General features: G+C 57.3%; 20 protein-coding genes and 1 pseudogene. 7 read left to right on the forward strand and 14 right to left on the reverse strand.

The genetic code is table 11. The features are described from left to right. Nucleotides 1-5: 5 nt before the first annotated feature. On the reverse strand, nucleotides 6-728 hold the full coding sequence (mtgA, locus tag K7H94_RS16310) for a monofunctional biosynthetic peptidoglycan transglycosylase (RefSeq protein WP_031279742.1): 723 nt from the start codon (nucleotides 726-728) through the stop codon (nucleotides 6-8). A 306-nt stretch (nucleotides 729-1,034) separates the two neighbouring features. Between mtgA and K7H94_RS16315 the strand changes: the two genes are divergently transcribed. Beyond that, entirely contained in the window at nucleotides 1,035-1,379 is a 345-nt protein-coding gene (locus K7H94_RS16315; protein WP_222951348.1) for a hypothetical protein, read from the forward strand. 157 nt (nucleotides 1,380-1,536) lie between these two features. Here the strand turns inward: K7H94_RS16315 and arcB are convergent. Then, a pseudogene (arcB, locus tag K7H94_RS16320) lies at nucleotides 1,537-3,961 on the reverse strand (aerobic respiration two-component sensor histidine kinase ArcB). Between the two features lie 884 nt (nucleotides 3,962-4,845). On the opposite strand from arcB, the gene K7H94_RS16325 reads away from it, so the two are divergent. Both K7H94_RS16325 and K7H94_RS16330 read left to right on the forward strand, forming a co-directional pair. After that, the gene (locus tag K7H94_RS16325; protein WP_141496188.1) at nucleotides 4,846-10,377 is read left to right on the forward strand and encodes a glutamate synthase-related protein; all 5,532 of its coding nucleotides are present in this window, start codon (nucleotides 4,846-4,848) and stop codon (nucleotides 10,375-10,377) included. 53 nt (nucleotides 10,378-10,430) lie between these two features. Then, nucleotides 10,431-12,185, forward strand: coding sequence for a sulfite reductase subunit alpha (locus tag K7H94_RS16330; RefSeq protein ID WP_058770697.1), 1,755 nt, complete (start codon nucleotides 10,431-10,433; stop codon nucleotides 12,183-12,185). Between the two features lie 111 nt (nucleotides 12,186-12,296). Here K7H94_RS16330 and sspB read toward each other — a convergent pair whose 3' ends face one another. The 5 genes from sspB to zapE form a co-directional block, all read right to left on the reverse strand. Beyond that, nucleotides 12,297-12,782: a ClpXP protease specificity-enhancing factor gene (gene sspB, locus K7H94_RS16335; RefSeq protein ID WP_021507752.1), complete on the reverse strand. Its 486-nt coding sequence runs from the start codon at nucleotides 12,780-12,782 to the stop codon at nucleotides 12,297-12,299. A gap of 3 nt (nucleotides 12,783-12,785) precedes the next feature. After that, nucleotides 12,786-13,427 carry a stringent starvation protein SspA gene (gene sspA, locus K7H94_RS16340; RefSeq protein WP_021507753.1) on the reverse strand — a complete coding sequence of 214 codons (642 nt, stop codon included), beginning with the start codon at nucleotides 13,425-13,427 and terminating at the stop codon, nucleotides 12,786-12,788. Nucleotides 13,428-13,756: 329 nt separating this feature from the next. After that, complete coding sequence (gene rpsI / locus K7H94_RS16345) at nucleotides 13,757-14,149, reverse strand: 30S ribosomal protein S9 (protein ID WP_021507754.1); 393 nt, start codon at nucleotides 14,147-14,149, stop codon at nucleotides 13,757-13,759. A gap of 15 nt (nucleotides 14,150-14,164) precedes the next feature. Beyond that, nucleotides 14,165-14,593 carry a 50S ribosomal protein L13 gene (gene rplM, locus K7H94_RS16350; protein WP_021507755.1) on the reverse strand — a complete coding sequence of 143 codons (429 nt, stop codon included), beginning with the start codon at nucleotides 14,591-14,593 and terminating at the stop codon, nucleotides 14,165-14,167. Between the two features lie 238 nt (nucleotides 14,594-14,831). After that, complete coding sequence (gene zapE, locus K7H94_RS16355) at nucleotides 14,832-15,959, reverse strand: cell division protein ZapE (protein ID WP_150059176.1); 1,128 nt, start codon at nucleotides 15,957-15,959, stop codon at nucleotides 14,832-14,834. A 184-nt stretch (nucleotides 15,960-16,143) separates the two neighbouring features. Here zapE and zapG point away from each other — a divergent pair, with 184 nt between their 5' ends. From zapG to degS, 3 genes are all read left to right on the forward strand, one after another. Next, nucleotides 16,144-16,548 carry a Z-ring associated protein ZapG gene (gene zapG / locus K7H94_RS16360; protein ID WP_021507757.1) on the forward strand — a complete coding sequence of 135 codons (405 nt, stop codon included), beginning with the start codon at nucleotides 16,144-16,146 and terminating at the stop codon, nucleotides 16,546-16,548. Nucleotides 16,549-16,656: 108 nt separating this feature from the next. Next, nucleotides 16,657-18,027: a serine endoprotease DegQ gene (degQ, locus tag K7H94_RS16365; protein WP_222951350.1), complete on the forward strand. Its 1,371-nt coding sequence runs from the start codon at nucleotides 16,657-16,659 to the stop codon at nucleotides 18,025-18,027. An 86-nt stretch (nucleotides 18,028-18,113) separates the two neighbouring features. After that, nucleotides 18,114-19,187: an outer membrane-stress sensor serine endopeptidase DegS gene (gene degS, locus K7H94_RS16370; RefSeq protein WP_021507759.1), complete on the forward strand. Its 1,074-nt coding sequence runs from the start codon at nucleotides 18,114-18,116 to the stop codon at nucleotides 19,185-19,187. Between the two features lie 64 nt (nucleotides 19,188-19,251). Here the strand turns inward: degS and epmA are convergent, their stop codons facing one another. From epmA to efp, 3 genes are all read right to left on the reverse strand, one after another. Continuing rightward, nucleotides 19,252-20,229: an elongation factor P--(R)-beta-lysine ligase gene (epmA, locus tag K7H94_RS16375; RefSeq protein ID WP_021507760.1), complete on the reverse strand. Its 978-nt coding sequence runs from the start codon at nucleotides 20,227-20,229 to the stop codon at nucleotides 19,252-19,254. A gap of 164 nt (nucleotides 20,230-20,393) precedes the next feature. After that, a complete protein-coding gene (locus K7H94_RS16380; RefSeq protein ID WP_031279745.1) occupies nucleotides 20,394-20,528 on the reverse strand; it encodes an entericidin A/B family lipoprotein in 135 nt (44 codons plus the stop codon). Nucleotides 20,529-20,685: 157 nt separating this feature from the next. Beyond that, complete coding sequence (gene efp / locus K7H94_RS16385) at nucleotides 20,686-21,252, reverse strand: elongation factor P (RefSeq protein WP_021507762.1); 567 nt, start codon at nucleotides 21,250-21,252, stop codon at nucleotides 20,686-20,688. A gap of 40 nt (nucleotides 21,253-21,292) precedes the next feature. Here efp and epmB point away from each other — a divergent pair, with 40 nt between their 5' ends. Then, nucleotides 21,293-22,321 carry an EF-P beta-lysylation protein EpmB gene (gene epmB, locus K7H94_RS16390; protein ID WP_058759602.1) on the forward strand — a complete coding sequence of 343 codons (1,029 nt, stop codon included), beginning with the start codon at nucleotides 21,293-21,295 and terminating at the stop codon, nucleotides 22,319-22,321. 147 nt (nucleotides 22,322-22,468) lie between these two features. Here epmB and K7H94_RS16395 read toward each other — a convergent pair whose 3' ends face one another. From K7H94_RS16395 to K7H94_RS16410, 4 genes are all read right to left on the reverse strand, one after another. Next, complete coding sequence (locus tag K7H94_RS16395) at nucleotides 22,469-22,816, reverse strand: DUF4156 domain-containing protein (RefSeq protein WP_021507764.1); 348 nt, start codon at nucleotides 22,814-22,816, stop codon at nucleotides 22,469-22,471. Between the two features lie 195 nt (nucleotides 22,817-23,011). Then, on the reverse strand, nucleotides 23,012-24,667 hold the full coding sequence (gene groL, locus K7H94_RS16400) for a chaperonin GroEL (protein WP_058759603.1): 1,656 nt from the start codon (nucleotides 24,665-24,667) through the stop codon (nucleotides 23,012-23,014). A gap of 46 nt (nucleotides 24,668-24,713) precedes the next feature. Continuing rightward, a complete protein-coding gene (locus K7H94_RS16405) occupies nucleotides 24,714-25,007 on the reverse strand; it encodes a co-chaperone GroES (RefSeq protein WP_021507766.1) in 294 nt (97 codons plus the stop codon). Between the two features lie 194 nt (nucleotides 25,008-25,201). Next, nucleotides 25,202-25,654, reverse strand: coding sequence for an FxsA family protein (locus K7H94_RS16410; protein WP_021507767.1), 453 nt, complete (start codon nucleotides 25,652-25,654; stop codon nucleotides 25,202-25,204). Nucleotides 25,655-25,855 lie beyond the last annotated feature (201 nt).

Raw genomic sequence — 25,855 nt, forward strand, 5'->3', positions numbered from 1 at the left:
CCGCGTCAGTGCAGCTGGTAACGGTTGAGGAAGCCCTCGCCGCCCAGCTGGCGCATCTGGCGCATAATCCACTGCTGGCGCTGACGAATGTAGCCGGACGGTGCATCCGCGCGGAAGCGAATCGGATTCGGCAGCACCGCCGCCAGCAAAGCGGCTTCCGCCATGCTCAGGCGACTGGCAGGCTTGTGGAAATAGCGCTGCGATGCCTCTTCCACACCAAACACCCCGTTCCCGAATTCCGCAATATTCAGGTAGACTGTCAGAATGCGGCGTTTGGTCCAAACCGTTTCCAGCCCCACCGTCAGCCCGGCCTCCAGCCCTTTGCGCACCCAACTGCGGCCATCCCACAAGAACAGGTTCTTCGCCGTCTGCTGAGACAGCGTTGATGCGCCGCGCATCCGTTCGCTGCCGTCATTGTCCAGCACCTGCTGAATGGCATGCACGTCAAAGCCCCAGTGCTCAGGAAACTTCTGATCTTCCGAGGCGATCACCGCCAGCGCCATCCACGGTGAAATCTCATCCATTCCCACCCAGTCTGAATGAGCGACATAATCGAAGCGTCCGCTGAACCACGCGCCAAGCTGCCGCTCCACCATTACCGCCGAAAACGGCACCGGCAAAAATGCGAACAGCACGATGCCGGCCAGCCACAGACCCAGCCATGCCAGAAGCACCCTGCCAGCCAGCCGCTTCAGGCGCTGGACCATCTTCCCTTTACTCTTACTCATGCAATCGTCTCTTACCGGTTCCCTGGATTAATCAATTACTCAGGTCATGATTTCAAATAGCGGTGATGCAAGCCGGAATTTTATCTCTGCGGCATCGCGACCACCAGCCAAACTCATTGCGCGGGCAACCATCGTTCCTCTATTAGAGCCAGTCGCATCAAGCACTTCCGGCAAAAAGGAATCGGTTCCATGCAGAAAAATCGCGCAGCGCGCACAGGCATAAATACTTAACCGATTGTGATACCGCTCACGTCAAACCTTTCACGATGTTTAACTATCATCTTTAGTAGTCAGTGAAGATGTTCATTGACAACCGAGACCATTCTGAAAAACACGGCGCAAATAGCGACAATTACGCTTCAGGCCAGGGCGCAACATGTAAAACGTTTTATCGCCCATCCGGTTTACGCTAACCGTTCAATGCCCGAACTGGAACTTTCAGCCGGGGGTTTCCAAAACGTTTTGGATAACCGCCGCAAAATCTGGTTATTCATTATTAGAATCAATAACATGAGCATAAAAACGGCCGTTGCGCTGCGCTTTTTGCCGTTTCCCTTCGCCGCGCAGCGCTTTCCGGACCGCGACTGTGGGAAAACCAGGCAAAAAACCGAACATTTGCTCAAAAATAGTGCAATACGCCAAAGAAATTGATTCCTTGCTTGACTGTGTCAGCAAATTAATGTTTTCTGTATTTAAACGCTGCTCAACATCACACAATTTAATGAATCTTGTCACAAGCTGTGGCGAATTTGCTAAGGTGATTTTGAAGCGTTAACCAATACCACGCTGTTGCTTTTGTATTCGATTTCTAATAATAGCAGCAGCGCCCATTTCCCTGGTGTTGGCGCAGTATTCGCGCACCCCGGTTTCGACTGGGGTCATTTTTTTTCTGGCCCGCGCTATTTTTCACGCTCCGCAACCCAGTTCCGTAATACTTCAACGTCGTGCCGCCACTCGTGCTTCAGCTCGTCAACCCACTCCTGCACGTTATCCCACCAGGCCGGCAATTCCGGTGACTGAATCTGTTTCGCCAGTTTCTGCAGATGCAGCAGGCCGACCGAGCCCGCCGCGCCTTTGATCTTGTGCCCCTCTTCGGCGATGCCCTTCTGGTCACGCGCCATCATGTTGGAGTCCAGCACCTCAAGATAACCCGGCATCATCTGCTCGAACATCGTCAGGCTTTGGGTGATCAGCCCCGGACCAACCAGCTCGATATACTGCTCCAGCATGTCGACATCCAGCAGCGTGCGTGACTGTTCCGCGTCGGCGTCACTCACCACCGCTTCGGCTTCGGCCTGGTAATCCCAGAATTTCTTGATCATCGCGGTCAGCGCCGGCACCGCCAGCGGTTTGCTCAGCACATCGTCCATACCGGCATCGAGATACTCTTTTTTATCCTTCAGCACGTTGGCAGTCAGCGCCACCAGCGGCGGCAGCGTCACGCCGGCGTGCTGCTGATGAATGGCGCGCGACACATCGAGGCCGGTCATGTCCGGCAGCTGGATATCCAGCAGCACCAGGTCAAACTCCTGCGGATCGAACATCGCCAGCGCCTCACCGCCGGTCATCGCCACCTCCACGCTGCAACCCAGCTTCTCCAGTACCGAGCGCGCCACAATCACGTTGAGTTCGATATCTTCTACCAGCAGCACGTGCAGCGCCGGCAGCGGCATGCTGTCGTCCTGATCCTCATCTTGCACTTCATCCGCCACGCGCGGCGCGTGGATTTCCACGGTAAAGCACGAGCCCTGACCCGGTGCGCTGCTGACGGTGATATCGCCGCCCATCGCCTGCGCCAGCCGGCGTGACACCGCCAGGCCAATCCCGGTGCCGGTGGCCGGTTTACCGCCGTGCTGATCTTTTACCTGGTAATACATGGCGAAGATTTTGTCCTGCTCTTCCTGCGGAATGCCCATCCCGGAGTCCTGCACCTCAAAGTGCAGCGTTTCGTCCTGGCGATAGGCGACGCGCACCACGATTTCGCCCTGCCGGGTAAACTTCACGGCATTGCCGATCAGGTTCCACAGAATCTGGCGCAGGCGCGTGCCGTCGGCGGAAATCTTGTGCGGCAGCGGCAACTCCGGTGCCATGACGAACTTCAGCCCTTTCGGCTGCGCCAGCAGGCCGGAGAGGTTTTCCAGGTCGGCGAGGAAGCCGGTGAAATCCAGCGGCTGGTTATCCAGCTGCACTTTGCGCCGTTCAATCTTGTCGACTTCAATCACATCATTAAAGATGTTGCCGAGGGTGATGGCCGAGACGTGAATGGTTTTCAGGTACTTCAGCTGCTCCTGGTTGAGATCGGTATCCAGCAGGATACGGCTTAACCCGACGATGCCGTTAAGCGGCGTACGCAGCTCGTGGCTGATGGTGGAGATAAAGGTGGTCTTTTCACGGCTGGCGTTCTCCAGCGCGTCCTGATAGCGCTTACGCTCGGTAATATCGCGTCCGAAGCCCATCAGGCCGCTGCGCTTACCGACGCGGTCGTAATACGGCACTTTGCGGATTTCAAAGCAGGCTTTGCGCCCGTCCGGATACTGCAGCCACTGTTCATAGGTGAGCGACACATTGTGGCGAAACACCTTCTCATCGGTCTCCAGCACTTTGGTGGCGGCATCTTCGTCATAAATGTCGCGCGGCGTCAGACCAATCAGCTGCTTCTCGCTCAGGCCGGTGAGCAGTTCCATGGCACGGTTACAGCCGGAGAACTGTTTGTCGATGTTGCGATAGAACACCAGGTCGGGCGAGGCATCAAGGAACGAACGCAGGAAGGAAGATTGCTGCTCCAGTTCAATCTGCGCCTGTTCACGCCGCGTCATCTCTTCGCGCAGCTTATCCATCACTTGCTCGCGCGCCTGCTCTGCTTTAATACGGTCGCTGATTTCCTGGTTCAGCTGGCTGATGGTCTCTTTCATCTGCTGATTCAGTTCAAGGTCGCGCGTGCGCATCTCCTCCAGCTTGTCCACCAGCTTCGACAGCCGCTGGCGCGACTCCTCCAGCTGATCGACCACCACGGAGAGAAAGTAGACCGCCCACGGGGTAATCAGCAGGCCAAAAAACACCGAACGCACGACGTCGATACTTTCAACGTGGCCACGCAGCACCATGGTGACCGCCATCTGCACCACCATTGCCAGCACCACCAGCGCCGAAGCCAGCAGCAGCGAAAACCGCACCAGCCCGAGCTTGACCATTAAATCCACGTAGTACTGTGCTAAAAGACGAATCTGTTTCATTACGCGCTCCCTGAACGAATCTGGCTCATCATAGCGTAATTATCCGCGCGCTGCGCCGCCGCACGCGCCGTGCGGACTGACTTTACGCCCTGTTATGGTGCAGCAGCGCGGCGTTTCGCCGACGTTCGCGCCTTTATGCCTAAAGCGCTTGACTAATTCTGCCAACTGAATAATCTGGAGGGCCGCGCTTTTGCGGGTCCCGGTGCCGCGTGCCCGGCGCATCCGCTTTCTGCAGCCATCCCTCCTGATGGTTGCCTTCCGTTATTGCATATCCATTCAGCTTAAGTGCTGTTTTAATCACACCCTGGTTAATTAATTTTACTAATGGCAACCGTGTTTTGATTCAAATGTTCCGCCATAAGAAAAACAGATACATGCTGTGCACGAAACGGTCCAAACAGAATTTTGTGCTGGCATCCCCACATTCAACAGCATGGTCTGGAAATATGAGGCCGATCACACAGTGAGACGGCTCACACTTCATAAGGGAATCAGAAAGGTCAGATTGACATATATTTACGTAATAAAAACATAATAATCATACAGTTAAATCGCAAAAAGGCTGATTAACCGTAATAAAGCTGGCTATTTGACCTGAGTTCGCTTTCCCGATAAGTTGGAATTCCGCTGGATGCTTTCCAGTCGGGACTGTGTCTCGGCATATCTATGCAGCAAGAAGACTCCCTCTGGATGCAAGTTATCTCCCTTAGAGACCGGATTTTATGGACAGCCAATCAAGGACGTGAATCAGTGCCTTGATTGTCGTTGTCCGGTGTTGCGACGTCCGCGTAAAAGCGCGCGAAAACAAATTGATACAGCACGCAGCAGCGCTCTGTGCCTGAAATAATGCAGGTAATGTCTAAAGCAGTTTAAGGAGACCCTCAATGTCCACTCAACAACCTAACCCCTGGGGTTTGTATGATCCATCAGCAGGAAGCGACAGCTGTGGTGTAGGTTTTATTACCCGCAAGGACGGCGAGCAGACCCATGAAATCCTGCAGATGGCGCATAGCGCCCTGTGCACGGTACCGCACCGTGGCGGGATGTCTGCAGAGGGTGTGGGTGATGGCGCGGGCGTTAACGTTGACCTCTCCCTGAACTTCTTCCGTAAGCTGACCGGTCAGGCGCTGGAAGCGGGCCGCTTTGGCGTGGGCAACTTCTTTGTGCCAAAAGATGCGGCGCTGCGCGCGAACGCAGAGCGTCTGGTTGAAGAGACGCTGGCCGCTTACAACTTCCCGGTGCTGCTGAAGCGTGATATGCCGCTGGACAACAGCGTCACGCGCCCGGCCGCACAGCAGTTCCAGCTGCCGATCGTGCAGTGGGTGTTTGCCGCACCGCAGGACGTTACCGAGCAGAGCGACTTCGAGCGCCACATTTACCGTGCGCTGCTGGACATCGAAGCACGCGCCTTTACCGAAAGCGAATTCGGCGGCCTTTATCCGCTGTCGCTGTCGTCGCGCACTCAGGTGTTCAAAGCCCGCCTGAACTCCAATGAAGTGATTCCCTACTTCAAAGATCTGACCGATCCCGATCATCAGGTGCGCGGACTGTTTTTCCATACCCGCTTCTCCACCAATACCGATCCGCATACCACGATGGCGCAGCCGTTCCGCCTGATGGCGCACAACGGTGAGCTGAACACGGACCGGAAAAACCGCATCGCGGAAGCGGCACTGATGCTGGCGCGCGGCAAAAAGATCGTGCGGCCAAAAGGCCAGTCTGACAGTTCGCGTCTCGATCAGAGTATCCACAGCCGTCTGATGGAAGATAACCTCGATCTGATCAACGCCGTGGTTTCAATGATGCCGCCGGCGTGGGAAAACGACACCTCGCTGTCAGCTGAAGTGCGCGCCATGCTGGAATACTTCTCGCTGTATGAAGAGAAGAACGACGGCCCCGCCGCGCTGATCTTCGGTAACGGCGAAGTGATTGGCGCACGGCTGGACCGTCTTGGCCTGCGTCCGCTGCGCTCCGTCGAAACCGCTGAGTATATCGGTGCGATGTCAGAAGCCGGCCAGATCGCCTTCCCACCGGAGAGCGTGCTGCGCCGTGGCCGTATCGAAGCTGGCGGCATGCTCTATTACGATCACAAAGAGAAACGCTCTTACACCACCGTGCAGGCGCTGGAAAAGCTGGCGGCGGAAAAAGATTATCTCTCCCTGGTGCAGGCGGCACGCGTTGAACTGCAGCAGCTGCCGGAAGTGCCGGCAGAGAAACTCGGCTCACCGCTGCGCTATCGCGGCGACCTGAAAACCTATCAGCGCTTTGTGGCTTACTACTACAACCAGGAAAGCTTCAAATTCATGATGGACCCGATGCTGCAAACCGGCGCTGAGAAGATCTCCGCGATGGGTTACGGCAATGCCATCAATGGCCTGTCCGATCATGAAGGCGGCATGGCGCACTACTTCTCGCAGCGCTTTGCGCAGGTCACCAACCCGCCGCTCGACTCCATCCGTGAAGCGGACGGCATGACGCTGCGCGTGGCGCTCGGCGCTAAACCGCACCTCGGCCGCAGTAAAGGCCAGCAGATCATCGTACCAAGCCCGATCCTGACGCACCTGGACATGCTGCGTCTGCGCGAGCAGAAAGTGGCGCCGTATGCGCGCTTTGAGATGCTGTATGAGCCGGTCATCGGTAAAGACATCGTCAGCCGCGCCGCCAACGCCAAAGCGCTGGAAAACGCTATCGATAACCTGGCGCAGCAGGTGGTGGATTTTGCCCGTCAGCAGGGCGGCATCGCGGTGATCACCGATCGCCATATCTCTTCAACCCATGCTGCTATTCCGATGCTGCTGATGGTGTCGGCCATTAACCAGCGTCTGGTGCAGGAAGGCCTGCGTCTGGATGTGTCACTGGTGGTCGAGAGCGGCCAGAGCATCTCCTCGCACCATATCGCCGCCACGCTCGGCTTTGGCGCCTCTGCCGTGTATCCGCTGGGCGTACAGATGCGTGCAGAAGAGAAGTTTGGCGAAGGTGAAGAAGGCAACAAAGCGTTCAAACGCTATGCCAAAGCGGCAGAAAAAGCGCTGATGAAAACCATGGGCAAAGTGGGCCTGTGTACCGTTGAGAGCTACAGCTGCGGTGAGTTCTTCGAGCCAAACTTCCTCGATACCGAAGACCCGGTGCTGAAGAAATATTTCCCGAATATCAAAACTCCGGTGGGCGGCGCGGGCTTCCCGGCCATCGCGCAGATGGCGGTGGACTGGCACCAGAGCGCGCTGAAAATTCAGGGCGAAGCCGAAGTGCCGCTGCTGGGTCTGTTTAAAGAACGTGCCGAAGGCGCGGGCCACTCGTACGGCACCATCGCGGTGCGTACCTTTATTGATATGACAGAGCAGCCGATTCGCTTCGCTGACAAAGCGCGCGAAGAGGACAACTTTATCCGTCTGATGACGCTGGCCAGGCTGGACAACGCGTTCAGCATCAAAGCCGAGTCGTTTAAAGACAGCAGCTTCGAGCGCATCCCGAATGCGGTGATCGACAGCTTTGCTATCACGCCGGATTACCGTCAGTTCTCCAGCCTGATGCACGCTGAGCGTAAGCGTCGTCCGGCGGCGCTGCGCGACATCCTCGCGCTGCCGTGCGATCTGACCCACGTGGACAGCGAAGCCGAATTTGGCCGCAAGCTGGGCCGCTACTCGCTGGTCAACAACGGCTTCGCCATTCGCGGCCTGCGCTGCGAAGCGGTGAACGGTAGCCTCAACCAGTTTGAGCTGCGTCTGATTGATGCCATTGCCGGCCTGAAGCCGGAGAGCGAGCGTCTGGCCGCGCTGTCACGCGCGCTGAAAACCCGCTTTAACGATGAGATCGAAAGCAGCAGCATCACTGAAGGCGTGTTGCACATTACCGCTTACGGTCAGGCAGCAGACTATCTGGCAAAAATCTTTACCGCGCTGCCCTCGCTGCCGCTGGAAGAGGTCCAGCCGGCGCACGAAATCACCCGTACCTTCGCCTCAGGCGCCATGAGCCACGGCGCGCTGGTCGCCCCGGCGCACGAAGCGGTGGCGCACGGTACCAATATGGTGGGCGGAATGAGTAACTGTGGTGAAGGTGGCGAACACTATTCACGCCACGGCACCATTCGCGCATCGCGCATCAAACAGCTGGCGTCCGGTCGTTTCGGCGTGTGGGCGGCTTATCTGGCCGACCCGATGCTGGAAGAGCTGGAGATCAAAATTGGCCAGGGCGCTAAACCGGGCGAAGGCGGTCAGTTGCCTGCACCGAAAGTGACGGTGGAGATTGCGGCCGCGCGTGGCGGTACGCCGGGCGTTGAGCTGGTATCACCGCCGCCGCATCACGATACTTATTCTATCGAGGATTTGGCGCAGCTGATCCACGACTGTAAAGCGGCACGCGTGCGCGTTATCGTCAAACTGGTGTCGTCTGAAGGCATCGGCACTATCGCAGTCGGCGTGGCAAAAGCCGGCGCAGACGTCATCAACGTCGCCGGTAACACCGGCGGCACCGGCGCGGCGTCGGTCACCAGCCTGAAATACACCGGGCGCGTGGCGGAAATCGGTATCGCCGAAGTACACCAGGCGCTGTGCGCTAACGGGCTGCGTGACAAAGTGCAGCTGCGCTGTTCCGGCGCACAGCAGACCGGCAGCGATGTGATCAAATCGGCCCTGCTCGGCGGCGACAGCTTCGAGTTTGGCACCACCGCGCTGATGATGCTGAAATGCGTGATGGCGAAAAACTGCAACGTCAAATGCCCGGCTGGCCTCACCACTAACGCTGAAGCCTTCGATGGCGATCCGCGTCAGCTGGCGCAGTATTTTATCAACGTGGCGCAGGAAGTGCGTGAGTTCCTCGCACGCCTCGGTCTGCGTTCGCTGCGTGAAGCGCGCGGCCGCTCTGACCTGCTGCATCTGATGGATCATCCGCTGGAAGTGGGCAAACTCGATCTGCGCGCCATGCTGACCGTGGTGCCGGAGCAGAAGATCGCTCAGCCAGTGTATCTGGAAAAAGATTTCGAGCTGGACGATGGCTGGGTAGAAGAGCTGAAAGCGCAGCTGGTTGATGCCGCCCGCCGCGAGATTACGCTGGGTAACGGCGTGACGCTGAACAACCGTAACAAGAGCGTTGGCGGTCAGCTGGCGATCGATATTGAGCGCATGCTGAACCACGAGCTGTCGGCGCAGCAGCTGACCGCGCTGCCAGCGGTACTGCAGGATGACCGTGGCCGGAAATATCTGGCACCGCGCACAGTGCAGATTGATACCCGCGGGTCAGCCGGTCAGTCATTTGGCGCGTTCTGCAACGACGGCATGCAGATGAAGCATTACGGCACCTGTAACGATGGCGTCGGTAAAGGTCAGTGTGGCGGCGAACTGGTGGTGATGTCACCGGGCGGCGGCGCACAGGACAGCGACGGCAACGTGCTGATCGGTAACTTTGCGCTGTTCGGCGCGACCGGCGGTCGTCTGTTTGTTCAGGGCCAGGCCGGTGACCGTTTCGCCGTGCGTAACTCGGGCGCCACCGCGGTGGTTGAAGGCGTCGGCGACTTCTGCTGTGAATACATGACTAACGGCGCGATTCTTAACCTCGGCACCTTTGGTAAAGGTTTCGGTAACGGCATGAGCGGCGGCTTCGCCTATCAGTACGATCCGTACCGTTCCCTGGCCGCGCACGCCGCCGGTGATTCGGTGCTGTTCGGCTCCATCGCTGACGAAGACGAAATGGCGCAGGTGCACAAGCAGGCAGTGCTGACCATGCTGCACTGGCACCTCGAAGCTACCCAGTCGCCGCGCGCGGCGTGGCTGCTGGAGAACTGGGAAACCGAGTGTCAGCACTTCGTTTATGTGATGCCGCGCTCGCTGCTGCTGTATCAGGATGGCGGCGAAATTCTGAAAGCGAAAACGCGTAAGGATCTACTGGAAGAGCTGTCCACGTCGCTGGCCGCGCATCAGGTTGCCAAGTTCAAATCAGCCTGGCGTGCGGGCAAAACCATCGCCGACGGTGCGGTACCGGCCTACGGCGCGACCGATACGCAGGAGATGTTTGTTCTGCTGAATAACTACACCGTTCTGAGCTTCGCGCAGCAGCTGGCGCTGGGCAAACTGCCGAAAGGCACAGCGGTGGAAGACGCGGCAGTCGAGAAAGCGGTTCGCAACCTGCTGATGACCGAAGATTTCGCGCTGGTCAGCAAGCTGCAGCGTCATGCCCGTGCGGCCATTGAGAACTACAGCGATGATGAGCTGGCAAGCCTGATCGCCGCCAAGCGTATGTCGGATTACAAAGCCGCGCTGACGCAGCGCAACATTCGCTCCATGGACAGCCTGGCAACCTATGGCTGGATCATTTATCAGGACGCCTGCAACCGTGAGGTGCTGGGCCATCTGCCTGATTTTGAAGAGCTGTTTGCACGCGCCGCACTGCCAGAGATTGCCGCCGCGGTCGGGAAACTCTCCTGATTGCGCTGCGAAAGAAGATTGATGACGATAAAACGGTTTGAGTACTGATATCCATGAAGATTCCTTACATTCCTGAAGACGCGCCGTTTAACGGCGAACAGAAATACTGGCTGGCGGGGTTTCTCGCCGGTCTCCACTCGCGCCTGCTGGTATTAGAAGACAAGCAGACCGCACCGGCAGCGGGCGCCAGCGCCACCACCCAGCTGCATATTCTGTTTGGTTCCCAGACCGGTAACGCCGAAGCGCTGGCGCAGACCGCAGCCAAGGCGGCGCGCGCTAAAGGCCTGGTGCCGGTAGTGCAGGCGCTGGGTGAAGTGGATCTGGATGTGTTCGCCACCATGCGTCATGTACTGATCGTCACCTCCACCTACGGCGAAGGCGAAATGCCAGACAACGCACAGCTGTTCTGGCAGGCCATCTCAGCCAGCACCGCGCCGCGTCTGGAGCAGATGCACTTTGCCGTGCTGGCAATCGGCGATACCGGCTACGACGGTTTCTGCCAGGCCGGTAAGTTCATTGATATGCGCCTGGAGCAGCTGGGGGCGAAACGCGTGGTGGATCGCATCGACTGCGACATCGATTACGAAGAGCCTTCCAGCGAGTGGATTGGCAGCGCCATGCCACAGTTTGCCGCCAGCGCGGGCAGCAGCGGCACGGTGCTGGAGAGCGCGCCGGAAGCGCCGGTGATCCCGGGCAGCAACAAGCAAAATCCTTACGCGGCGGCGCTGGTGACCAATAAGCGTCTGTCCGGCGAGCAGTCCGCCAAAGATATCCGTCACTTCGAATTTGACCTGAGCGACAGCGGCCTGAAATACGAAGCCGGTGATGCGCTGGGCGTGATCCCGGTGAACGATGCCGGTCTGGTGAGCCTGCTGCTGAGCGAGCTGAAAGCCGACTACGAAACCCCGGTGCCGGGCTTTGACCGTAACCTCGGCGATCTGCTGACCTATCAGTTCGAGATTTCTGAGCCGTCGCGCAAGCTGATTGAGTGGGTCGGACAGCACACCACCAACCAGGAGCTGCTGCACGTCCTGCAGCACGACGATAAAGACACGCTGGCTAACTGGCTGTGGGGCAAAGATACGCTGGATCTGCTGCAGCTCGAACTGAAGCGTAATCTGTCGGTGCCGGAGCTGGTGGCGATGCTGCGTCCGCTGCAGCACCGTGCTTACTCCATTTCGTCCAGCTCGAAGGCGCACCCTAACCAGGTGCATCTGACCATCGCTTCCGTGCGCTATCACAGCGGTGGCCGCGAGCGTAAAGGCGTGTGCTCCACCTATCTGGCTGAACGCGTGCGTCGCGGAGAGAAGCCGGCGATCTTTATTTCGCCGAACAAAGCGTTCCGCGTGCCGGCGAATAATAACGCCCCGCTGATCATGGTCGGTCCGGGTACCGGCATCGCGCCGTTCCGCGCCTTCCTGCAGGAGCGCCAGGCGACCGGTGCTGAAGGTAAAAACTGGCTGTTCTTCGGCGACCAGCATCAGGAACATGATTACATTTACGCGGATGAGCTGGCGGGCTGGCAGCAGAGCGGTCTGCTGACGCATCTCGACCTGGCCTTCTCCCGCGATCAGGAAGAGAAGATTTACGTGCAGAACCGCATGCTGGAGAAAGGCGCTGAGCTGTACGCCTGGCTGCAGGAAGGCGCCTACTTCTACGTCTGTGGCGATGCCTCACGCATGGCGAAAGATGTCGACGCCGCGCTGTATGAAGTGGTGCGTCAGTTCGGTGGTCTTTCCAGCGAGCGTGCCGCAGCCTATATCGATCAGCTGAAGAAAGATAAGCGTTATCTGCGCGACGTTTATTAAGATCGGTACAAACGGAGCGCTGCGCTCCCTTTGGTCTGCTGCGCACTAAGCCGCGCCGCGACACAGGCATAAAAAAACGGGCTAATCAGCCCGTTTTTTATTTTCCGCGATTTACTTCACTACGCGCAGTGAAGGACGTCCACCGCGCGGCGGCGGTTCGTCATCCGGTGAAGAGTCGTCATCCGTCGCATCGTCCGGACGGTCACCATCAATCACCGACATTAACGTCTCTTCCTGGCCGCCTTCCTGCTCGTCGCCGGACAGCTCATACGCGGGCTCCGGTTCGAACATGGTGCCGGCGCCGTTTTCGCGCGCGTAAATCGCCAGCACCGCAGCCATCGGCACAGATACCTGGCGCGGCACGCCGCCGAAACGCGCATTGAAGCGCACCTGATCGTTGGCAAGCTCAAGGTTGCCCACCGCGCGCGGCGCGATGTTCAGGACAATCTGTCCGTCACGAGCGTACTCCAGCGGCACCTGTACGCCAGGCAGATTGATATCCACCACCAGATGCGGCGTCAGCTGGTTGTCGAGCAGCCATTCATAAAAGGCCCGCAGCAGATAGGGACGGCGGGCAGTAAGTTGCGACATTTCCATAGATTAGCCCCGGGCTTGCAGGCGCATTTCACGTTCGGCTTCCGTCAAAGAAGCGAGGAAGGAGTCACGTTCAAATACGCGCGTCATGTAGCCTTTCAGCTCTTTCGAACCTGCGCCAGCCAGATCCACACCCAGCTGCGGCAGACGCCACAACAGCGGCGCCAGATAGCAGTCAACCAGGCTGAACTCTTCGCTCATAAAGAACGGCGTACGTGAGAACAGCGGCGCAATGGCCAGCAGCTCTTCGCGCAGTTGCTTGCGCGCGGCATCGGCTTCGGCACCGCTGCTGGTTTCAATGGTACGCATCAGGCTGTACCAGTCCTGCTCAATGCGGTGCATCATCAGACGGCTTTCACCGCGCGCGACCGGATAAACCGGCATCAGTGGCGGATGCGGGAAACGCTCATCGAGGTATTCCATGATGATGCGGGATTCATACAGCGTCAGTTCACGGTCGACCAGCGTTGGCACAGTGCGATACGGGTTGAGGTCAATCAGATCCTGCGGCAGATTATCCGTTTCAACCTGCTCGATCTCCACGCTGACGCCCTTCTCAGCCAGCACGATACGTACCTGATGGCTGAAAATGTCAGTCGGACCAGAAAACAGCGTCATTACCGAACGTTTGTTGGCAGCGACAGCCATGAAAACCTCCAAGTTTGTTCACAAAAAAATACTGCGAATAGCCAACCACGCGGCGACTCACCTGCTCATCAGATTCGCACACAGCCGGGCGTTACGGGCATTGTCCGGTCGTCCCGACAGGAGCAGTATGCACAACGCCGCGACTCGCGGGCGCAAAGTGTCAGTCAGTTTACCAGATTTTAAGCAGCTTGTGGGGCGGGGATAATCATTTGCGGGCAAAATGCGGGGAAAGCTCGCGTTTTTGCGCTGAAAAAGCCGCGATTCAGGCAATAAAAAACCCGCCGAAGCGGGTTTTTTGAGCCAATTGTAACTGCCGAAGCAGCCAGCAATTAACGCTTGGAGAACTGTGGACGACGGCGTGCTTTACGCAGACCGACTTTCTTACGTTCAACCTGACGCGCGTCACGGGTAACGAAGCCCGCTTTACGCAGTTCAGAACGCAGAGACTCGTCGTATTCCATCAGAGCGCGGGTGATACCGTGACGGATCGCACCAGCCTGACCAGAAATACCACCACCTTTAACGGTGATGTACAGGTCCAGTTTACCAACCATATCAACCAGCTCCAGCGGCTGACGCACGACCATGCGTGCAGTCTCACGACCGAAGTACTGCTCCAGAGAGCGCTGGTTAATTACGATGTTACCGCTACCCGGCTTGATAAAGACGCGAGCGGCAGAGCTTTTGCGGCGACCAGTGCCGTAGTTTTGAGTTTCAGCCATTGCCTATAATCCCGATTAAATGTCAAGAACTTGCGGTTGCTGCGCCGCGTGGTTGTGCTCGTTACCTGCGTAAACTTTCAGTTTACGGTACATAGCACGACCCAGTGGGCCTTTTGGCAGCATGCCTTTAACCGCGATTTCAATCACACGCTCAGGACGGCGTTCGATCATCTCTGCAAAGGTCGCTTGCTTGATACCACCGATGTGGCCAGTGTGGTGATAGTAAATCTTGTCGTTACGCTTGTTGCCGGTTACAGCAACTTTGTCAGCGTTCAGAACGATGATGTAATCACCGGTATCAACGTGCGGAGTGTATTCCGCTTTGTGCTTACCACGCAGACGGCGCGCCAGTTCAGTCGCCAGGCGACCCAGGGTTTTGCCAGTTGCGTCAACAACATACCAGTCACGCTGTACGGTTTCTGGTTTAGCTGTAAAAGTTTTCATTGAAAAGCTTACCCAAATAAAAGTTACACGTTGGTGAAATCCCAAACGCTAAGTTAACGATTGAGGCTCACACGACCAATTCGCCCAGCAAGCCCACCCCCTCAGGTAGAGTTACCGGATCACACAGTTTTCCGGGAAAAGAAAGCCTGTGCTGTAACGTGGGGTCGCAAGATTATAGAGAAGTCGAATCTAAAGATCGACTCTTTTTGCGCCCGAAGCGGTGATTTCTGTTTGCCCCTCAGGGCAGGTGCGGCAGGCGAAGATACTCCTCGCTCTGCATCTCCTGCAGGCGCGAGAGACAGCGCTGATATTCGAATTTCAGCCGCGTGCCCTGATAGATTTCAAACAGCGAGGTTTCTGCCGCCACCACCAGCTTGACGTGGCGCTCGTAGAACTCATCCACCAGCGCGAGGAACCGCCGCGCCTGGTCTTCCGTTTTGTAAATCATCACCGGCACATCGTACAGCAGCACGCTGTGGAAGCGGCGCGACAGCTCAATGTAATCGTGCTGGCTGCGCCCTTCACCGCACAGCGCGAGGAAGTTGATGGCCAGTACGCCTTCATGAACGCCAAGCGTCGGCAGCTGACGATGGTTAATCTCCAGCACCGGCGCGTCGCCGCGCGGTTTACCGGACAGCGCGCTGAACATGCGCTCCATCTCCGCGTGCGTTGTGTCGTTAAGCGGGAAATTCCACAGATGGGCCGATGTCAGGGTGCGCAGGCGATAATCAATGCCGGCATCGACATTCATCACATCGCAGTGGCGCTTAATCTGCTCGATAGCCGGCAGAAAACGCGCCCGCTGCAGGCCGTTGCGGTACAGCTCATCCGGCGGAATGTTGGAGGTCGCCACCAGCGTAATGCCGCGGGCAAACAGTGCTTCCATCAGGGTACCAAGCAGCATTGCGTCGGTAATGTCGGAGACAAAAAACTCGTCGAAACAGAGAATATCGGTTTCCGCTTTGAAACGGTCAGCGACTATCAGCAGCGGGTCGCTGTGGCCCTGCAGCTGCGTTAACTCTTCGTGCACGCGCAGCATGAAGCGATGGAAATGCAGACGCAGTTTGCGATCGCCAGGAATAGACTGAAAAAACAGATCCATTACCCAGGTTTTACCGCGTCCGACGCCGCCCCACATATACAGGCCACGCACCGGCGCTTCATGGCTCTCCGGCGCTTTATTCATCAGCTTTGATAAGCGGCCAAACAGCCCTTTAGCTGCCGGCTGCGGCTGCTGCTGGCGGGCAATCAGGCCTTGCTGAATGCGATCTAAACGGGTGATGGCGTCACGTTGTACATCGTCCGGACGAAACTCGCCCTGCGACAGCGCCTGCTCATAGCGCGCAAGCGGAGATGAGGTTTGCATGGTTCTCTCAGAATCCCTGAAAAAGTCCGATTCACGTGTCGGTTGTCGAAAATTAGGCCGCTCTACACTAAGCGATACAGCCCGAGGATTCCACTTCCGATGGATTAACGGGTATAGTGGCTACTATTGAAGTTGAAACAGAAGCAATGCCCTACGAAGCAACGGAAATTACACGGGAGTCATTATGACCTGGGAATACGGGCTGATTGGTTTAGTGATTGGCATTATTGTCGGCGCGGTAGCGATGCGTTTTGGCAACAAAAAGCTGCGTGAGCAGCGCAGCATGCAGTACGAACTGGAAAAATCCAAAGCGGAGCTGGCGGATTACCGCGAAGAGCTCACCAACCACTTTGCGCGCAGCGCAGAGTTGCTGGACAACATGGCGCGCGACTATCGCCAGCTGTATCAGCACATGGCGAAAGGGTCGAATGACCTGCTGCCAAATCTGCCGGGCGAGAAAAACCCGTTTGCTTACCAGCTGACGGAAGCCGAGGCCGATAACGACCAGGCGCCGGTGCAGATCCCGCGCGACTACTCTGAAGGCGCATCGGGCCTGCTGCGCAGCGGCGAACGCACCACCCGCAGTTAATCGTTTTGGGGCACAGCATGGCTGTGCCCTTTTTGTTTTCCGAACGCTTATTACCAATAACTGTCACACTTCTTTTATCCCCCTTTTCGCAGCGAGAGCGTCATAGCAATGAAAAAACAAGCACGACTGTTAAGCGCATTAGCCTTGAGCATTGGGATGAGTCTGGCGGCGACGCCGGGTGCCATGGCCACGTTGCCGGCACAGATTCAGGGACAAGCACTGCCAAGCCTGGCACCGATGCTGGAAAAAGTGCTGCCGGCGGTGGTCAGCGTGCATGTCGAGGGCACCGACAGCGGTCAGCAGGGCCAGGATATTCCCGAGCCGCTGAAGCGCTTCTTTGGCCAGGCGCCCGGCCAGTCTCAGCCACAGCCATTTGAAGGACTGGGTTCCGGCGTCATCATCGACGCGGCCAAAGGCTACATTCTGACCAACAATCACGTGGTAAACGGTGCGGATAAAATCAGCGTGCAGCTGAGCGATGGCAACGAATATGACGCAAAGCTGATTGGTCATGACGAGCAAACCGACATCGCGCTGATTCAGGTAGAAGGCGCAAAAAACCTCACGCAGGTGAAAATTGCTGATTCTGACGCGCTGAAAGTGGGTGACTTCGCCGTGGCGATCGGCAACCCGTTCGGCCTCGGCCAGACGGCGACGTCCGGCATTATTTCGGCGCTGGGCCGCAGCGGGCTGAATCTGGAAGGGCTGGAGAACTTTATTCAGACCGATGCCGCCATCAACCGTGGCAACTCCGGCGGCGCGCTGGTGAACCTCAACGGCGAGCTGATCGGCATTAACACCGCCATTCTGGCGTCGAGCGGCGGCAACATTGGTATTGGCTTTGCCATCCCCAGCAATATGGCGATGAATCTGGCGCAGCAGCTGATTCAGTTCGGCGAAGTGAAGCGCGGTCAGCTCGGGATCAAAGGGACAGAAATGACCGCCGATATCGCGAAAGCGTTTAACGTCGATGCGCAGCGCGGGGCATTTGTCTCTGAAGTGCTGCCGAAGTCGGCGGCGGAACAGGCGGGCATCAAAGCGGGCGACATCATTACCGCCATTAACGATAAGCCAATTACCAGCTTTGCCGAGCTGCGGGTGAAAGTCGGCACCACGCCGCCAGGCCAGCAGGTGAAAATCGGTCTGCTGCGCGATGGCAAACCGCTGACGGTGACCGTAACGCTGGAACAGAGCGCGCAGAGTACCGCCAGCGCCCAGCTGATGTCGCCAGCGCTGCAGGGCGCCACGCTCAGTGACGGCAATACCAAAGCCGGCGATAAAGGGGTCAAAGTCGATACCATCGAAAAAGGCACGCCGGCAGAACAGGTTGGCCTGCAGAAAGACGATGTGATTGTCGGCGTTAACCGTACGCGGGTGCAGAGCCTCGCCGAAATGCGCAAAGTGCTGGAGGGCAAACCGCCGGTACTGGCGCTGAACGTGGTGCGCGGCGACGAGAGTATTTACCTGCTTCTGCGATAATCCTCGCAACGGGCGGACAAGCAGGTGTTTGTCCGCCCTTCTCGTGCTATTCTGCCCTGCGATCAACTCTTGCCTGAAATAACACCATGTTTCTTAAACTTTTACGTTCTGTGGTGATGGGCCTGATCGTGGCAGGTTTACTGCTTGTCGCGATCCCGGCGCTGCGAATGGGCAGCAACGTCACCTTTGATCACGACAGCAGCGCCGATGAAGCGCCCTTCAGTTTCAATCAGGGCGTGCGCCGTGCTGTGCCGGCGGTGGTCAACGTCTATAACCGCAGCGCGCACGGTAACAATAATCGCGGCATTACCACGCTCGGTTCCGGCGTCATCATGAACGCGAAAGGCTACATCCTCACCAACAAACATGTCATCAATAACGCTGACCAGATTATCGTCGCGCTGCAGGACGGACGCTTTTTTGAAGCGACGCTGGTGGGCTCCGACGCCATGACCGATCTGGCGGTGTTAAAAATCAGCGCCTCTAATCTGCCGGTAATCCCGATTAACGCCAAACGTGTCGCGCATATTGGTGATGTGGTGATGGCGATTGGCAACCCGTACAACCTCGGCCAGACGGTCACCCAGGGCATCATCAGCGCCACCGGCCGCATCGGTCTGAGCTCCTCCGGTCGGCAGAACTTCCTGCAAACCGATGCCTCGATCAACCAGGGGAACTCCGGCGGCGCGCTGATTAACTCGCTGGGCGAGCTGATGGGCATCAACACGCTGACCTTCGACAAAAGCAACGACGGCGAAACTCCGGAAGGCATTGGTTTTGCCATTCCGACCGCGCTGGCGACCAAAATCATGGATAAGCTGATTCGCGATGGCCGGGTGATCCGCGGTTATATCGGCATTACCGGGCGCGAACTGCCGCCGCTGCACGGTCAGGGCAGCAACCTCGATCGGGTGCAGGGCATTATCGTCAGTGAAGTGACGCCGGGCGGTCCGGCGGATCGCGCCGGCATTCAGGCCAACGATGTCCTGCTGCAGGTGAACGGTAAGCCGGCGCTGTCCGCGCAGGAGACCATGGACCAGGTGGCGGAAATCCGCCCGGGATCGGTGATTGATGTGCAGGTGCTGCGCAATGAGCAGAAGATGACGCTGCCGGTTACCATCCAGGAGTTTCCGGAAGCGGCCAATAATACCTCGCCGTAAACGCATCCGGCCGCGGACAGCGCTGTCGCTGAGCCGCGGCCGGGTGTGCAGAAACGCGGCGTAACTAGCTGCGATCGACCGGGAAAGCGATCACCTCACTGAGCGCATCGGCCTTCAGCGCCAGCATAATCAGGCGATCGACGCCCAGCGCCACGCCGGAACAGGCCGGCATGCCGTGCGCCAGCGCATCCAGCAGGTAAGTATCAATCGGATGCTGTGGCAAACCGCGCGCAGCGCGACGACGATTATCCTGCTCAAAGCGCTGACGCTGTTCGCGGCTGTCGGTCAGTTCGCGGAAACCATTGGCCAGCTCCACGCCTTTGTAATAGACCTCAAAACGCTCTGCCACGCGGTGATCTTCGGTACTGATCTCCGCCAGCGCCGCCTGACTGGCCGGGAAGTGATAGACGAAGCACGGCTTATCGAGACCAATTTTCGGTTCCACGCCCAGCATAAACAGCAGCTGCAGCAGCGTGTCGCGATCGTCTTCGCGATTCGCCAGCTCGCCCTCACCCAGCTTTTCCGCCGCTTCGCGCAGCTGCGCCTTGTCCGCCGACAGCGGATCGATCTCCAGATGACGGATAAACGCCTGCTGATACGATAGCGATTCGGCGCTGTCGCACTCCAGCACCTGCTGCAGCAGGTCGTCGACTTCGTTCATCAGCCGATACATGTCGTAGTGCGGCCGATACCACTCCAGCATGGTGAATTCCGGATTATGGTGGCGCCCGGCCTCTTCATTACGGAAGCAGCGCCCCATCTGATAAATCGGGCCGCTGCCCGCCGCCAGCAGGCGCTTCATGTGATATTCCGGACTGGTCATCAGCCACAGATCGCGCCCGTCTGCCGCGCCAGGTCCGACAAAGCGCGTCTGGAATGGCACCAGGTGGATGTCGGTGATCGTCGCCTGGCTCATGGCAGGCGTATCCACTTCCAGTACGCCGCGATCGGCAAAGAAACGCCGGATTTCCGCCAGGATGGCGGCGCGTTTCAACAAATTGGCAATGGGTGCGCTCGGCTGCCAGCTTGCCGTTTCGCTCATGGTGATGACTCCTTATACAGACAAGGGGAGGAAGTCTACCCGTATTGCTGACGGCAAACAACGGCACCGCCGTCGCGGCAGGCAGTTTCAGAAATCACAGGTGCTGGCAGGACAACAGGAGGAAGAGAAAGCCGGTACGAAAGCAAGTTTCGCACCGGTTTTAGTTACTGCGCGCTGCGCTGAATTGCCTGACCGCCCGCTTCAACATCTTCGCCTACGCCACGCGTGGTGTTACAGGCAGAAAGCAGCGAGGAAAGCACCAGTACCGAGAAAATCGCGACAATACTTTTCTTTAACATAGCCATATCCTTGTTGGTTGCAGTAAAAGTACAGCTTTTAAAGCATAGACCGGATACGCCATGATGGCGGTTAAGCTGCTGAAAAAAGACGCGGACGCGGTGGGGGGAAGAGCGCGGAAATAAAAAAGGCGCATCGATGATGCGCCTGATTTGACGATTATTTTACGCGGGAAACGTATTCGCCAGAGCGGGTGTCCACTTTTACCACTTCGCCAATCTGTACGAACAGTGGCACTTTGATCACGGCGCCGGTAGACAGCGTCGCTGGCTTGCCGCCGGTACCGGCAGTATCACCTTTCAGACCTGGGTCAGTTTCGGTGATTTCAGCTTCGATGAAGTTCGGTGGCTGAACGGCGATCGGTTTATCGTTCCACAGGGTTACGATACACTCGGCGTTGTCCTGCAGCCATTTGGTCACGTCGTCCAGCACCTTGGCTTCAACCTGATACTGTTCGAAGGTTTCCGGGTGCATGAAGTAGAAGAAGTCACCGTCGTTGTAGGAGTACTGCAGCGTCATGTCACGCACGTCTGCGCCTTCGGCGGAGTCGGTAGACTTGAAGGTTTTCTCAACGCGTGAACCGGTCAGCAGACGACGCATTTTAACACGTGCAAACGCCTGGCCTTTACCCGGCTTAACGAATTCACTGGATTCGATGGCATAGGGTTCGCCTTCGAACATGATTTTAAGACCGGCACGAAAATCGTTGCTAAGATAAGTCGCCATAAAGGCCCTCTGTAGATATTAACTGGTAATAGCCAAAAAAATGGCACACATTGTAACCCTAAATCCCCCCGTCAGAGAAGATTGGTTGCAGCAACTTGCTGATGTTGTCACCGATCCTGCTGAATTACTGCAACTTTTAGCCCTCGAAAACCACGCGGATCTGGCAGCCGGGAGCGAGGCGCGCCGTCTGTTCGCCCTGCGCGTACCGCGCGCCTTTATTCAGCGCATGCAGCGCGGCAATGCGCAGGACCCGCTGCTGCTGCAGGTGCTGACCAGCCGTCAGGAGTTTACCGATGCGCCGGGCTACAGCACCGATCCGCTCGATGAGCAGAGCAGCGTGGTGCCGGGCTTACTGCATAAGTATAGAAACCGCGCGCTGCTGCTGGTCAAGGGCGGCTGCGCGGTGAACTGTCGCTACTGCTTCCGCCGGCATTTCCCCTATCAGGATAATCAGGGCAACAAGCGCAACTGGCAGGCGGCGATTGATTACATTGCCGCCCATCCCGAGCTCGACGAGATCATCTTCTCCGGCGGCGATCCGCTGATGGCGAAAGATCAGGAGCTGGCGTGGCTGATTGGCGCGCTGGAAAACATTCCGCACCTGAAACGCCTGCGCATTCACAGCCGGCTGCCGGTAGTGATCCCGGCGCGCATTACCGAAGGGCTATGCCAGCTGCTGGCGGATACGCGTCTGCAGGTGCTGCTGGTCAGCCACATCAACCACGCGCAGGAGATTGACGAGGCGCTGCGCGAACGCATGCAGAGGCTGAAGCGCGCCGGCGTCACCCTGCTGAACCAGAGCGTGCTGCTGCGCGGCGTTAATGACGATGCGCAGACTCTGGCACAGCTCAGCAATGCGCTGTTTGATGCCGGCATCCTGCCCTACTATTTACATGTGCTGGATAAGGTGCAGGGGGCGGCGCACTTCTTTGTGCCGGATGAGCAGGCGCGGGCGCTGGTGCGGCAGCTGCTGACCATGGTATCGGGCTATATGGTGCCGAAGCTGGCGCGGGAAATTGGTGGTGAGCCGAGCAAAACGCCGCTGGATCTGCAGCTGCGTCAGGAGTGACGTTCCCTGCCAGCTGCCCGGTGCGCATTCATGCGCACCGGGCAGCTGGCGCCATCACCGTAGTGTCGCCATTGATGGCGACCGCGCAGGGACTGAACTCAAAAACAAAAAAGCCGCTCTCGCGGCTTTTTTATTGCTGCTCTGCCATTACGGGCACTTATACACCTGACCCGACATTTTGCTGTCGAGCGGGGCAAAGGCAGACAGCAGGTTCTGCGTCGGGCTGGTGGCACCATAAATCACGTTGCCGCCCATCTCTGCTGCGCGGTTACGCAGGTCGTTGGCCGCGCCGCGCAGTGAACTGCCTTCACCGCCTGAGCCGGTCAGCCAGTTGCTCTGCGAGCCGGTAACATTGCCCAGCAGCTGACATTGGCTGCCTGGCTGTTGATCAACAAAGGTGACACGTTCGCCGGCGGCACTCAGTTGGTTGGAGGTGCTACAGCCCGCCAGCAGTAAGGTACCGACTGCCAGTCCGAGCGAGAGGTTAATCCGCATTATAATCCCCATTTATTATCATCAGTGTCGGGCGGCAGCGTAGCAGAAAAGCGCACATTTTTTCTGAACATTCATTGCCCTAAACCCGCAAAGCCGAAGTATTGCGCCCTTACTTATACCTTGTTCGCCGGCAAAAGAAAAACCCCCGACCGTTTCCGATCGGGGGTTTCTCAACAGCTCAGACGTTCAGGGCAATTACATCATGCCGCCCATACCGCCCATGCCACCCATGCCGCCAGCGCCAGCACCTAAGTCAGGTGCGTCGCTTTTCGGCAGGTCGGTGACCATCGCTTCGGTGGTGATCATCAGACCGGCCACAGAAGATGCGTACTGCAGCGCAGAACGGGTCACTTTGGTTGGATCCAGGATACCGAAGTCGATCATGTTGCCGTACTCTTCGGTCTGTGCGTTGTAACCGTAGTTACCGTCGCCCGCTTTCACGTTGTTAGCAACCACAGATGGCTCTTCACCGGCGTTAGAAACGATCTGACGCAGTGGCGCTTCCATCGCACGCAGAGCAACCTTGATACCGACGTTCTGGTCTTCGTTCTGACCTTTCAGGCCAGATGCTGCGATTTTCGCCGCAACACGCACCAGCGCGACACCACCACCGGCAACCACGCCTTCTTCAACCGCAGCACGGGTAGCGTGCAGGGCATCTTCAACGCGTGCTTTCTTCTCTTTCATCTCAACTTCAGTCGCTGCGCCTACTTTCAGTACGGCTACACCGCCTGCCAGTTTTGCAACGCGCTCCTGCAGTTTCTCTTTGTCGTAGTCAGACGTCGCTTCTTCGATCTGCTGACGGATCTGCGTCACGCGGCCAGAGATTGCGCCCTGATCGCCCACACCATCGATGATGGTGGTGGTGTCTTTGTTGATCACCACGCGTTTTGCCTGACCCAGGTCTTCCAGCGTCGCTTTTTCCAGCTCCATACCGATCTCTTCAGAGATCACGGTACCGCCGGTCAGGATAGCAATATCCTGCAGCATCGCTTTACGACGGTCGCCGAAGCCCGGTGCTTTCACCGCAGCCACTTTCACGATACCGCGCATGGTGTTGACCACCAGCGTAGCCAGCGCTTCGCCTTCCACGTCTTCTGCGATGATCAGCAGTGGTTTGCCGGCTTTCGCCACAGCTTCCAGCACTGGCAGCATTTCGCGGATGTTAGAGATTTTCTTGTCAGCCAGCAGGATGAATGGGCTTTCCAGCTCCACTGCACCGGTTTCTGGCTTGTTGATGAAGTACGGAGACAGGTAGCCACGGTCGAACTGCATACCTTCAACCACGTCCAGCTCGTCCTGCAGACCGGTGCCTTCTTCAACGGTGATCACGCCTTCTTTACCCACTTTGTCCATCGCCTGAGCGATCAGGGTACCGACGCTTTCATCGGAGTTGGCAGAAATGGTACCTACCTGCGCGATAGCGCGGGAATCCTGGCATGGTACAGACAGGGTTTTCAGCTCTTCAACGGCTGCTGCAACGGCTTTATCGATACCGCGCTTCAGATCCATTGGGTTCATGCCCGCCGCGACGGCTTTCAGGCCTTCGTTGACGATAGCCTGTGCCAGAACGGTAGCGGTGGTGGTGCCGTCGCCTGCTGCGTCGTTAGCTTTAGAAGCGACTTCTTTCACCATCTGCGCACCCATGTTCTCGAACTTGTCTTCCAGCTCGATTTCACGTGCCACAGAAACACCATCTTTAGTGATGGTCGGTGCACCAAAAGATTTATCCAGAACCACGTTACGGCCTTTCGGGCCCAGGGTAACTTTTACTGCATCTGCCAGTACGTTCACGCCACGCAGCATTTTTACGCGTGCGTCATTACCGAATTTTACGTCTTTAGCTGCCATTTCAAATATCCCTTAAATTCGTTTCGTTCAGTGAATTACGCGTAAATTACGCTTCAACAATCGCCAGAATGTCGCTTTCAGAGATGATCAGAACTTCTTCGTTGTCGATTTTCTCAGTCTTGGCACCGTAGCCTTCGCTGAAAATCACCAGATCACCCACTTTCACGTCCAGCGGCTTCACGTCGCCGTTTTCCAGGATGCGGCCATTGCCAACAGCCAGTACTTCACCGCGGGTTGATTTGCCTGCTGCTGAGCCGGTCAGAACGATACCGCCAGCAGATTTGGCTTCAACTTCTTTACGCTTGACGATAACGCGATCGTGCAACGGACGAATTTTCATTTGATAGCTCTCCTTTGAGAAGTCCAATCATTCATTTTTGGGTTGAACGCCGGGCTTGAGGGTTCCGGCCTCGTGGAGAGAGAGATAGGGGCAGAAAAGGGGCTTTCAAGGGCAAAAAAATAAAAAATTTTCGTTTGCGTAACAGATGACGAAAAAGACAGCAAAAAGGGCGGCTTACGCCGCCCCGCTTACATTCAGCGATCTTTATCGTGACCGATACGATCCTGATCTTTGCGCTCAAACTCGCCGTCCATGGTGACGCCGCTATCCGGGCCCTGCCCCGGGCCGCGCCATACGCGCAGGTGCGGCATCAGTTTTAGCGTCAGGTGCTTCTGCACCGGCGGCAGCAACAGCAGCAGGCCGAGGAAATCGGTAAAGAAGCCCGGCAGCAGCAGCAGAAAACCAGCGATGATCAGCGACACGCTTTTGATCATCTCCGCCGCCGGGCTCTCGTTACGCGCTAGCTTCTCCTGCATCAGCATAAAGTTCTTCATGCCCTGATTTTTCACCAGCGACACACCAATGCACGAGGTAAAAATCACCAGCAGCATGGTCAGCAGCACGCCGAGCGCGTGCGCCACCTGGATGAAAATTGAGATCTCAATCCAGGCCAGAACAAAAAAAATCACTAACGGTAACCAGCGCACCGATATCTCCTGTGAGTCGCGCCGCCACGCAGCGTGCGGGGCAGCAAAATTGAAGGGTCAGCATGACCATAACGTATGAGATGGGCACGCGGCCGGGGAAATTCAACCGCCGCTGTTAAATTTATGCCACTGACTTAAAATTGCGAAGTACATCACATATCGTTATTACCGCTGGGCCAGCAAATGTCCGTAAAGTGATCT

This window comes from Pantoea dispersa (genome assembly GCF_019890955.1).
In the GTDB taxonomy this organism is placed as follows: domain Bacteria; phylum Pseudomonadota; class Gammaproteobacteria; order Enterobacterales; family Enterobacteriaceae; genus Pantoea; species Pantoea dispersa.

What these genes read in the sequence shown, in the direction of transcription:
- mtgA (WP_031279742.1), bottom strand. Translation starts at nt 728, where the DNA reads ATGAGTAAGAGTAAAGGGAAGATGGTCCAGCGCCTGAAGCGGCTGGCT.
- K7H94_RS16325 (WP_141496188.1), top strand. Translation starts at nt 4,846, where the DNA reads ATGTCCACTCAACAACCTAACCCCTGGGGTTTGTATGATCCATCAGCA.
- K7H94_RS16330 (WP_058770697.1), top strand. Translation starts at nt 10,431, where the DNA reads ATGAAGATTCCTTACATTCCTGAAGACGCGCCGTTTAACGGCGAACAG.
- sspB (WP_021507752.1), bottom strand. Translation starts at nt 12,782, where the DNA reads ATGGAAATGTCGCAACTTACTGCCCGCCGTCCCTATCTGCTGCGGGCC.
- sspA (WP_021507753.1), bottom strand. Translation starts at nt 13,427, where the DNA reads ATGGCTGTCGCTGCCAACAAACGTTCGGTAATGACGCTGTTTTCTGGT.
- rpsI (WP_021507754.1), bottom strand. Translation starts at nt 14,149, where the DNA reads ATGGCTGAAACTCAAAACTACGGCACTGGTCGCCGCAAAAGCTCTGCC.
- rplM (WP_021507755.1), bottom strand. Translation starts at nt 14,593, where the DNA reads ATGAAAACTTTTACAGCTAAACCAGAAACCGTACAGCGTGACTGGTAT.
- zapE (WP_150059176.1), bottom strand. Translation starts at nt 15,959, where the DNA reads ATGCAAACCTCATCTCCGCTTGCGCGCTATGAGCAGGCGCTGTCGCAG.
- zapG (WP_021507757.1), top strand. Translation starts at nt 16,144, where the DNA reads ATGACCTGGGAATACGGGCTGATTGGTTTAGTGATTGGCATTATTGTC.
- degQ (WP_222951350.1), top strand. Translation starts at nt 16,657, where the DNA reads ATGAAAAAACAAGCACGACTGTTAAGCGCATTAGCCTTGAGCATTGGG.
- degS (WP_021507759.1), top strand. Translation starts at nt 18,114, where the DNA reads ATGTTTCTTAAACTTTTACGTTCTGTGGTGATGGGCCTGATCGTGGCA.
- epmA (WP_021507760.1), bottom strand. Translation starts at nt 20,229, where the DNA reads ATGAGCGAAACGGCAAGCTGGCAGCCGAGCGCACCCATTGCCAATTTG.
- K7H94_RS16380 (WP_031279745.1), bottom strand. Translation starts at nt 20,528, where the DNA reads ATGTTAAAGAAAAGTATTGTCGCGATTTTCTCGGTACTGGTGCTTTCC.
- efp (WP_021507762.1), bottom strand. Translation starts at nt 21,252, where the DNA reads ATGGCGACTTATCTTAGCAACGATTTTCGTGCCGGTCTTAAAATCATG.
- epmB (WP_058759602.1), top strand. Translation starts at nt 21,293, where the DNA reads ATGGCACACATTGTAACCCTAAATCCCCCCGTCAGAGAAGATTGGTTG.
- K7H94_RS16395 (WP_021507764.1), bottom strand. Translation starts at nt 22,816, where the DNA reads ATGCGGATTAACCTCTCGCTCGGACTGGCAGTCGGTACCTTACTGCTG.
- groL (WP_058759603.1), bottom strand. Translation starts at nt 24,667, where the DNA reads ATGGCAGCTAAAGACGTAAAATTCGGTAATGACGCACGCGTAAAAATG.
- K7H94_RS16405 (WP_021507766.1), bottom strand. Translation starts at nt 25,007, where the DNA reads ATGAAAATTCGTCCGTTGCACGATCGCGTTATCGTCAAGCGTAAAGAA.